Origin of the sequence: Synechococcus sp. H55.9 (assembly GCF_047462355.1) — a bacterium.
In the GTDB taxonomy this organism is placed as follows: domain Bacteria; phylum Cyanobacteriota; class Cyanobacteriia; order Thermostichales; family Thermostichaceae; genus Thermostichus.
In genome coordinates, this window is the sequence record NZ_JANSJB010000009.1 from 1 (window position 1) to 9,618 (window position 9,618).

Consider the following 9,618-nt stretch of genomic DNA (forward strand, 5'->3'; position numbering starts at 1 on the left):
CAGCGTCAGCGAAGCCTTATTTCACACCATCAGCAGCATAAGCCCCGTTAGGGTATAGAGATAGGGAACTCCTGCCAAAACAGCGCAAACAAAAACCCCCAGAAAACCTGGGGGAGGAGTGGTGTGTTGAGGTGATGAATACTCGCATGATATCCCCCCAATTCAGCGAGTAGGCCAACTCGGCGAGAGATCTCTGCGTTTTTTTGCAGAAATCATTGCAGATGCTGGAAAGCATCAGACACTAGAAGCCAGCGCACCAGAACAGAGCTTATTTTCATCTTGATCAGGTATAGTGCTTAGTTTTGGAAAAATATCTAATTAAGCACTAGGGGTAGAGAGGTCTGATAATGATTTTTTTAGGTGCCCGCCGCTGACACTAGGGGTTGTGTCAAGCCCAAATGAGCATAGAGGCGAGAAAAGTCAAAATTTGCTGACATTAGCTCCTGGATGCAGCGGACTTTCACCTCCTCATGGAGGCGAATTTGGCCAAAAACCCGTTCGATGCGGTTAATGGTGGTGAAAGTGTCCAGATCCACCGAGAGGATCGGCACTTCCAGCTCTTCTGCTCGAGATTGAATGCGGGGATCCAGAGGCAGCTTGCCGGTCAAGATCAGGCAGAGGGTGGAAGTTTCCAGGGCGGCCAGTTGAATATCGGTGCGGTCTCCGCCGGTGATCACCGCCTTGTGCTCCAGCTTGCGGAAGTACTTCAAGGCCGAGTTGACGTTCATCGCCCCCACGGCGATGTTTTCTACCATCAAATCCAGGCGATCTGGGCAGCAGAGCACCTCGGCCTCCAGTTGCCGCGCCAGCTCGCCGACGCTGATGCTGCGCAAAATGCGGTGGGAGGGCAAAATGCCCAAAACCGGGATCCCTTTCGCCTCCAGGAAGGGTCGAACGGTGGTCTTGGTGGGCTCCATCTGGTCGGGCGGCACATCGTTGAGCAGCACGCCGGCCAAATGGGATCCCAGTTGGCGGTGGGCAAAGAGAAGAGAATCGACCGCCAAAGGGGAGTGGTAGCGGTTGATCAGCAGTACCTGAGCATCCAGGGCTTGGGCCATTTTGGCCAAGGAGAGGCCAAACAACTCTCCCTCGTAGAGATCGGCGGGGCCCTCTAGCAGGATCAAATCCGCAGCGGATCCCTCGGCAAACTCCAGCAGAGGGGCAACGGAGCAGGCGGGGGCCAGCTTCTCCAGCGACTGCTGGATGTGAGCCAGCAACGCCTCTTCGTTGAGCTGGAGAAGCATGGGAGGCATCTGAGTCAGCCGCAGCGTCTCCGCTACAAAGCGCATATCCGGATCCATCCCTTCCGGGGAGCCATCCTCTCTAGCCCACGATCCAATCGGCTTGCTGTAGGTAACTTGCACCCCCTGCCGCTGCAAATGCTTGGCCAAACCCAAGATGGCTGCCGACTTGCCGCTGAAGGGCTCAGTAGAACCGATGAGAAGGAACTTGGACACGGATGGCTCCTGGCAACGCGAGAGACAGAGAACTCCGATACCCAGTCTAACGAAGACTGCCTTAGCTAACCGATTAAGATCGACTCTTCAGGGTAGGTCACCAACGGGCGGGGCTGCTGTTGGGCCAAAGCCAAGACGATGGTCAGTGCCCCCAAGCGGCCCCAGAACATCACCAAAACGATGATCAGTTGGCCAAACAAGTTCAGCTCCCCGGTAAACCCCGTCGAGAGACCGCAGGTGGCAAAAGCGGAGATCACTTCAAACAACACCGGATCCAGCCTGCTGTTGCCGTGGGAAATCAAGATCAGCCAGGCCGCCAACAGCACCACAAACAGAGAAACCGTCAGCACCGCCGCCGCCTTGCGCACCATCGAGGGATCCAAACTGCGCCCGGCAATCTGGGCGCTGGGCAGGCCGCGGGCATAGCCCCACAGGGCCAGCACCAACACCGCCAAGGTTCCGGTGGTGATGCCACCCCCCATAGAAGCCGGAGCTGCCCCGATAAACATGAGAGCCATCAGCAACAACCGACTTGCCGGGGTCAAATCCTCAATGGGGATCCCGGCGAACCCGGCGGTACGAGCCGAAACCGATTGAAAAAACGTCAGGCCCAAGCGGCGGGGCCAGTTCAGCTCCCGCAGGGATCCCTCGGGCAAACTCTCGGCCAAGAACATCCCCAAGCCGCCTGTGCAGAGCAAGACCACTACCACAACTAGAGTGATGCGGGTGTGCAGAGAGGGACGGTGGCCCCGCGGCCAAGTTAACAAATCCGACAAAACCGGGATGCCCAAGCCGCCGATAAAAATCAGAGCGCCCAAGATCGCCAGCGACAGGCCATCCGTAGGGATCCCCTCCTGCCCAAATAGGTCGAACCCCGCATTACAGAAAGCTGACACGGCGTGAAAAATGGCCAGAAAAACCGCCCGACCTGGCCCGTAGAGATCCCGCCAATGCACCCAGAGCAGCAGGGCCCCTCCCAGCTCGATCAGGGTGACCCCGATCAACACCCGCCGCGTCAATTCCAGAATGGCCCCCGGATCGATCAGGCCCAGCGAATTGCACAGCGCCAAGCGGTTGAGCAGGGAGATGCGCCGCCCGATCAGTTGGAACACCACCACCGCCAAAACCATGAAGCCCACCCCGCCAATTTGGATCAACAGCAGCAAGACGATCTGGCCGAACAGAGTGAGATCCTCCGCCGCCACAATCGTCGAGAGCCCCGTTACGCTCAGGGCGGACATGGCCGTGAATAGCGCCTCATTCCAGCTCAAGGGATCTCCGCGCCCGATCCCCGGCAGCATCAGCAGCAAAGTTCCCACCACCGCCAGCAGGCCCAACCCTGCGACCAGGCGCAGAGGCGGCGGCAGCGGGCGACGCCTGTCCCCAAAAACGAGCCGATGCAAGCGGTTGGCCGGGATCCAAGAGGACTGAGGCAGCATCAGGCGAGGGCTTCCCGCAGCTCGGGCAGACCCCCAGCCCCCAGCCCCCTCGGGTTGCGACGGCGGGACACAACCCTCTCTCATCGGATCCCCCCTTACATCTCGTTCAGCCGCGAGATATTGGTATTGGCCCCCAGCACCACCAGCAGATCTCCCTTCTCCAACAGGTAGTCTGCTGGCGGTGAGACCACCAACGATTGTTTTCGCTTCACCACCAAGACCGTGATGCCAAAGCGGCGACGCAAGTCTGACTCCGCCAGCGTATGGCCCACCAACGCCTCCGGCACCTCCAGCTCGGTAATGCCGTAGCCCGGCTCCAGCTCCAGTTGATCCAGGATCCCTGGTGCCGTCAACACCTGAGCCAGACGCCGGCCCGCCTCCTGCTCCGGCAACACCACCCGATCGGCGCCCACCCGCAAGAGAATCGAGCGCTGCCGCTCCGTCGAAGCCTTGCAAACCACGTTGCGCACCCCTAAGCTCTTGAGGGCCACCGTCGTCAGCAAATTGCTCTCGAAATCGCTGCCGATGGCCACCACCACCGTGTCGAAGGAGAGAATATCCACCGCTCGCAGCGCATCCTCATCGCTGGAATCCAGAGCCACCACCTGCGTCAGTTGATCCGCCAGACGCTGCACGATCTCCCGGCTGCGGTCGATCCCCAAAACATTGTGCCCCCGCTCCATCAGCGTGAGGGCCAAACTCGTGCCGAAGCGTCCCAGACCGATCACCGCATACTCGCGATCCGCTCGCCCCATGCGCCCCCTTGCCCTTTACTTCAAAACCAAACACCAATCATAGGCTGACGCAGCAGGGATCGGGCAGGGCTGAGATCCTAGGCAGACTCAGGCTTGGGCAGGGTGGAAGGGTGAGGGATCAGCTCGTGCGTGGAACGGCGCTCCACCATCTCGGCGGTGATGCGGATGTACTTTAGGTCACGGCGGGAGGGCGCCTCGTACATTACATCCAGCATTAGCTCCTCCACAATGGCCCGCAACGCCCGCGCCCCCGTTTTGCGACGGTAGGCTTCCTTGGCAATGGCAGAAATGGCAGCCGGCTCGAACTCCAGCTCCACCCCGTCCATGCGCAACAGCTTTTGCGCCTGTTTGAGAATGGCATTCTTAGGCTGCGTCAAGATGGCCTCCAGCGCCTTCTCATCCAGCGGATCCAAAGTGGCCACCACCGGAATTCGTCCCGTGAATTCGGGGATCATGCCGTACTTGATCAAATCCTCCGGCTCCAAAGCCTTGAGGGCGTTGGCCATGCGCTGCTCACGGGTAACTGCTAGCTGCTCCCCTGGCTTGATAAAGCCCATCGACTTTTTGCCGATGCGCTGCTCGATTACCTTCTCTAGGCCGACAAAAGCGCCCCCGCAGATAAAGAGGATATTCGAAGTATCGATTTGAATGCAGTCTTGGTAGGGGTGCTTGCGTCCGCCTTGGGGGGGCACGTTGGCGATGGTGCCTTCCAGCATCTTCAGCAAAGCCTGCTGCACCCCTTCGCCGGAAACGTCGCGGGTAATGGAGGGGTTTTCGCTCTTGCGGGCAATTTTGTCGATTTCGTCGATGTAGATGATGCCGCGCTGGGCTGCTTCCACATCCATGTCCGCCACCTGCAGCAGGCGCAACAGGATGTTTTCCACATCTTCGCCGACGTAGCCGGCTTCGGTGAGGGTGGTGGCATCGGCAACAGCAAAGGGCACATCCAACATGCGGGCCAGGGTTTCGGCCAGCAGGGTTTTGCCGGAGCCGGTGGGGCCGATGATCAAGATGTTGGACTTTTGCAGCTCCACCTCATCCAGCTCCGCAGCTCCGAGGCTGCTGGGGTTGGCCTTGGCCGCTAGGCGCTTGTAGTGGTTGTACACCGCCACCGACAAGACCTTCTTGGCCTTCTCTTGGCCGATCACATATTGGTCAAGATAACGCATGATCTCGCGCGGCTTAGGCAACTGCGCCAGAGAAGGCAGGCTGCGAAAAGATTTCTTGGTGGTTTCGCGACGACTGGGGGCAGGGGCAGTGGCAGCAGTAGCAGGAGGGTTGCCGTCGTAGAGCTCCTCATCCAAAATTTCGTTGCAGAGCTCCACACACTCGTCACAAATGTAGACCCCTGGCCCTGCAATCAACTTGCGCACTTGATCCTGGGACTTATTGCAGAAGGAGCACCTTAAGTGGGAGTCATATTTGGCCATGGGATCCTCGTTGCTGCTTGTTCTTGGCTATCCTATCCGGCAAAAGCCAGAGGAAGACTGGACATTCAAACAAATCAAAGCGTGGGGCAAATCGGCTATGAGAGTGTAGGAATGCCGAGGCGGGTGGAACTCACTGGTCTATCAGTCTAGCATCTCCGCTGGGCTTGTTCCCAGGCGAAGTGCTCAGAGATTCTTGTGAGATAACTGTGACCCCCCTAGACAGGTCTACAGAAAAACCGCCCGACTGAACGCCGAGCGGCAGATGGTGTGAGGAGTGAACGGAAACATGCGTCTCCGCTGATCCCATCATAGTAGAACTTACCCGGCCCTGGCAAAGATGGCTATCGAAGGCCAAGGGATCTTTCAGTTAAGTTGGATGCTTTCGGGGGGGTGTGACGGCCTTTGTTGGCAACCAAAAAGGGGAAGGAACTGTCCGTGTTTCGTTCGCTTCCCCCCTATTGGCGTCCACTCCTCACTAGAGTTGAATCATAAATCATCCCTGCCGTTAGAACAACCCACTTTCCCCAAGTTTTCTGGGGATCTACCCCTGTCAAGGCTGCGGATCACCGGATTCCAGGGCCAACAGCTCCGCTTCGCTCAGCAGGGGGATCCCCAATTCTTGCGCCTGCTTGAGCTTGGAGCCGGGATCCGACCCCACCACCACATAGTCGGTTTGGCGGCTGACGCTGGCGGTCACTTTGCCGCCGCGGCTCTCAATCCAAGCCTTGGCCTGCTGGCGGGAGAGGGTGGGCAAGGTGCCAGTGATTACAAACTTCTTCCCGGCCAGCACCTGGGAAACAGCAGGGGCCTTCTGCTGGGGCAGGGCAGGGATCCCCAGCTCCCCCAGCTCCTGCAACAACTTCTGGTGGGCGGGATCGGCAAACCAGGCCACCACCGCCTCGGCAATTTCCGCCCCTATCCCGTAGATCTGGGCGATGTCTTCAGCCCTGGCCTGGGCTAAGAGTTCTGGGGCGGGGAAATGCTGGGCCAAAGTCTGGGCGGTCACCACCCCCACATGGGGGATCCCCAATCCATATAGCACCCGCTCCCAGGGCTGTTGGCGGGAGCGCTGAATGGCCTGCACCAGCTTCTGGCTGGAACGGGATCCCATCCCTGCCAAACTCTCCAACTGTTCCGGGGCGAGGCGGTAGAGGTCGGCCACGGTGCGCACCCCCAGCTTTTCCACCAACTGGGCTACCCGCTTTTCCCCTAAGCCCTCGATATCCAAAGCGTCGCGGCTGGCCCAGTGCTGCAGTTCCCCCCTGATCTTGGCCGGGCAGTCTGGGTTGGGGCAGCGGGTTATCGCCTCGCCGGCAGGGCGAACCAGGGGGGTGTGGCATTCGGGGCAGTGGCTGGGCAGGCGGTAGGGAACAGCGTCGGGGGGGCGCAACTCTTTGAGGATCCCCACCACCTCGGGGATGATCTCCCCGGCTTTGCGCACGATGGCCGTGTCGCCGATGTGCACATCCAGCTCCTCGAGGCGATCGGCATTGTGCAGGCTGGCGCGGCTGACGGTGGTGCCGGCCAGAAGCACGGGCTCGAGCTCTGCCACCGGGGTGACGGCGCCGGTACGTCCTACGCTGGCAAAAATGGCGCGGATGCGGGTGGGAACTTCTTGGGCAGGGTATTTGAGGGCAATGGCCCAGCGGGGAAATTTTTGTGTAAAGCCGGCCTCCTCTTGCAGCCGCAAGGAGTTGAGCTTCACCACCACGCCGTCGCAGGCGTAGGGGAGCTGGGCACCCCGCCACCGCTCGTAAAATTGGATCACCTCCTGCAAGCCCCGGCACACCTGGGACAGAGGATTGACGGGCAATCCCAGCTCCTTGAGCCGCTGCAGACACTGCCACTGGGTTTGGGGGGGATCCCCGCTCGGCCAGCCTTCTGGCCAGTGGAGGGCATAGGCAAAAAAGCTGAGCTTGCGGGCGGCGACAACGCGGCTATCCAATTGGCGCAGGGTGCCGGCGGCGCAGTTGCGCGGGTTGGCAAAGGGGGGATCCCCAGCGGAGCGGCGCTCTTGGTTGATGCGCTCGAACTCAGCCAGGGCCAGATAGACTTCCCCCCGCACCTCCAAAACGGGAGGCGGATCTGCCGTCGCCAGCCGCAGGGGAATGGAACGAATGGCGCGCACGTTGGGGGTGATGTCCTCTCCGGCCTGACCGTCCCCCCGGGTAGCGCCCCGCTCCAAAAGACCATCGAGGTAGGTCAGGGCCAAGGCGGCGCCATCGATCTTCAGCTCACAGACGTATTCCAGCTCCTCCTCTGTCTCGCTGTCGCGGCCCAAAACTCGCAGCAGGCGCTCTTGCCACTCCTCTAGCTCTTCTGGGTTGAAAGCATTTTCCAAGCTGTGGAGGGGGATGCGGTGGAAGACAGTAGGAAAATGCTCTGCAGGTTTTTCTCCCACCCGCTGGGTAGGGCTGTCGGGGGTGACCAGTTCGGGGTAAGCCCGCTCCAGCTCTTGCAGCTCCCGGTAGAGGCGGTCGTAAACGCTGTCTTCCAGGATGGGGGCATCGTGGACGTAGTAGGCGATGCTGGCCTTCTGCAGCAGGGCGCGCAGCTCGCGGGCGCGCTCTTCCAGTCTGGGATCCATACCGTTTGGGTGAGCAAGATCTACCCCCAGGTTAGGGCTCCTGGGGAGCAAATAAGTAGGAGCCGATATTCTCCAAGCTGGGAGGATGCACGAAGGGGATGATCAAGATGGCCTGTTGGGAGAATCGCCGGGGGAGCTGGGCCAGAAGGGCTTGGTGGCGGCGGCGGAGGGCCTCTCCCAAGGGGGTGGAGTCCTCTAGCCAAACCCGATTGAGAACGGCGTAGGGATGGGGGATCCCCAGGGCATCCAACTCCGCCAAAAGACGCTCGGTTTCGGCCAGAACTGCCTGTTCGGGGTTGAAGACGGGGACAAAGCTAACAAACTGGGGATCCCGCAGCCGCCGCTGGAGCTGGCGCACCTGGGCCAAGAGATCCCGCAGCCGCTGCGCCCATTCCGGCCTGCCCACCACGTCGCGGTACTTTAGCCACAGCTTCAGGGCCAGGCTCACCCAGCCTTCTAGGGCCTGCGGCATCTGCAAAAAGCGCAGGAGATGGCCGGTGGGGGCGGTATCCACCACCACCAGGTTGAACTGGCCGCTGGCTTCTTGTTCCAGCACCGTCAGCAGGGCCATCACCTCGTCTAGACCGGGAGGGGGCATCTGCAAAAGCTGCCGCCAAGCCTGGGGGTCGTACTGGACTTCCACCCCTGCCGTCCCCTCGCCTGCCAAAATGGCCGCCACCTCCTCCAGGTAGTCTTGGCGGAAGCGCTCCAGCACTGCCGCCGCCTCGATCTCCTGGCCCAGCAGGTTGGGCAAGAGAGGCAGTGGCTCCTGACCCAGCTTCGTCTGAAACAGATCCCCCAGCGAGTGGGCCGGGTCGATGGAGACCAGTAAGAGCCGCTGGTCGGGATGGCGCTGGGCCAAGTTCCAGGCTAGGGCCCCGGCCACCGTGGTCTTGCCCACCCCGCCCTTGCCCCCCACCAGCACAAGGCGGATCCCTTGGGCCAAAAAATCTGGAAGGCCCAAAGCCTGGCTCTGCCCAGAAGCAATCCCAAGGACTTCGTCCCGCTGCGGCGAAGGGGAGAGTTCCCCCGGGGCGGGGATCCCTGCCAACTGCGGCAGCACCTCTGGCAAAGGGCGAAGCTGCTGCACCAGCTTGTCCAGGGCCGTCGGCCCAATCGGCTCCTCCAGTTGATAGGGACAAACCCAGATGGGATAGCCAGGCAGCTCCTCTTGAAGCGTTTTTAGCCAGCGCCACTGCTCCTGCTGGCGGGCCAGGTAGAGAGGCGAGGGGCGGCTGGGGGTTGCTTCCGCTTTTTCCCCTGCGGCCGCCACCGTCCCTAGCAACACCTGGTTGACCAGAAGACCCCCCACAGGCACACGGCGGCTTTGCAGTTGTTGACAGAAGCGGCGGGTCTCCGCCACGCTCAACGGCTCCGGGATCAGCACCAGCCAAGCAGAGGTGCTCTCCGGGTCGGTGAGGCGGGCTTTGCCTCCCTCCAGCTCACTTTGTAGCCGGGTCAAAAAGGCATCGGCCTCATCCGGTCGATAGGTGCCCGTCAGGGATTGGACAACCTCGCGGTGCTTGGCCTGGAAGGTGGCAAACACCGCCAGCAGATTATCCAAAAAGTCGGGCAACTCCAACAGCCGCAGGGTGTGGCCAGTGGGGGCCGTGTCCAGGATGACTGTGTCCACCTCTTGGCCTGCCAGCAGGCGGTTGACCTCGAGGATGGCCATCAGCTCGTCCACCCCCGGCCAGTCCAGATCCCAAAGGGGCAACAGATCCTCTCGCCCCAGCCAACTGCCCCGCTCGGCAATGAGCTCCAGAGCAGGGCCGTAGGTCTGCTTGAAAGACTGCAGCAGCACCTCGGCCTGGAGAGCCCGCACCTGCAAGTTGGGCCATTCGCGCAAGCGGTGCGGAGCACTTTCCGGCAGGGGTTGGGGGGTGTCGGCCACCGGGATCCCCAGCACATCCCCCAGGGAGTGGGCCGGATCGGTGGACAGCAACAGCA

6 protein-coding genes are annotated in these 9,618 nt (G+C 61.0%); all 6 read right to left on the reverse strand.

Going from position 1 to position 9,618, the window contains the following annotated elements; all coding sequences use genetic code 11:
* Positions 1-356: 356 nt before the first annotated feature.
* Positions 357-1,457: a phosphotransacetylase family protein gene (locus tag NW857_RS02285; protein ID WP_414334723.1), complete on the reverse strand. Its 1,101-nt coding sequence runs from the start codon at positions 1,455-1,457 to the stop codon at positions 357-359.
* Positions 1,458-1,522: 65 nt separating this feature from the next.
* Positions 1,523-2,896, reverse strand: a complete 1,374-nt coding sequence (locus tag NW857_RS02290) for a TrkH family potassium uptake protein (RefSeq protein WP_414367849.1) — start codon at positions 2,894-2,896, stop codon at positions 1,523-1,525.
* 95 nt (positions 2,897-2,991) lie between these two features.
* Complete coding sequence (locus tag NW857_RS02295) at positions 2,992-3,651, reverse strand: potassium channel family protein (protein WP_414334721.1); 660 nt, start codon at positions 3,649-3,651, stop codon at positions 2,992-2,994.
* A gap of 77 nt (positions 3,652-3,728) precedes the next feature.
* Positions 3,729-5,081, reverse strand: a complete 1,353-nt coding sequence (gene clpX, locus NW857_RS02300) for an ATP-dependent protease ATP-binding subunit ClpX (RefSeq protein ID WP_414334720.1) — start codon at positions 5,079-5,081, stop codon at positions 3,729-3,731.
* Positions 5,082-5,631: 550 nt separating this feature from the next.
* A complete protein-coding gene (gene ligA, locus NW857_RS02305; RefSeq protein ID WP_414334719.1) occupies positions 5,632-7,668 on the reverse strand; it encodes an NAD-dependent DNA ligase LigA in 2,037 nt (678 codons plus the stop codon).
* 31 nt (positions 7,669-7,699) lie between these two features.
* Positions 7,700-9,618 (reverse strand): ArsA family ATPase (locus tag NW857_RS02310; RefSeq protein ID WP_414367850.1); only part of this gene is annotated, 1,919 nt, incomplete at its 5' end.

Excerpts from the sequence above, each read along its gene's own strand:
- ligA (WP_414334719.1), bottom strand. The coding sequence starts at position 7,668 with ATGGATCCCAGACTGGAAGAGCGCGCCCGCGAGCTGCGCGCCCTGCTG.
- NW857_RS02295 (WP_414334721.1), bottom strand. The coding sequence starts at position 3,651 with ATGGGGCGAGCGGATCGCGAGTATGCGGTGATCGGTCTGGGACGCTTC.
- NW857_RS02290 (WP_414367849.1), bottom strand. The coding sequence starts at position 2,896 with ATGCTGCCTCAGTCCTCTTGGATCCCGGCCAACCGCTTGCATCGGCTC.
- clpX (WP_414334720.1), bottom strand. The coding sequence starts at position 5,081 with ATGGCCAAATATGACTCCCACTTAAGGTGCTCCTTCTGCAATAAGTCC.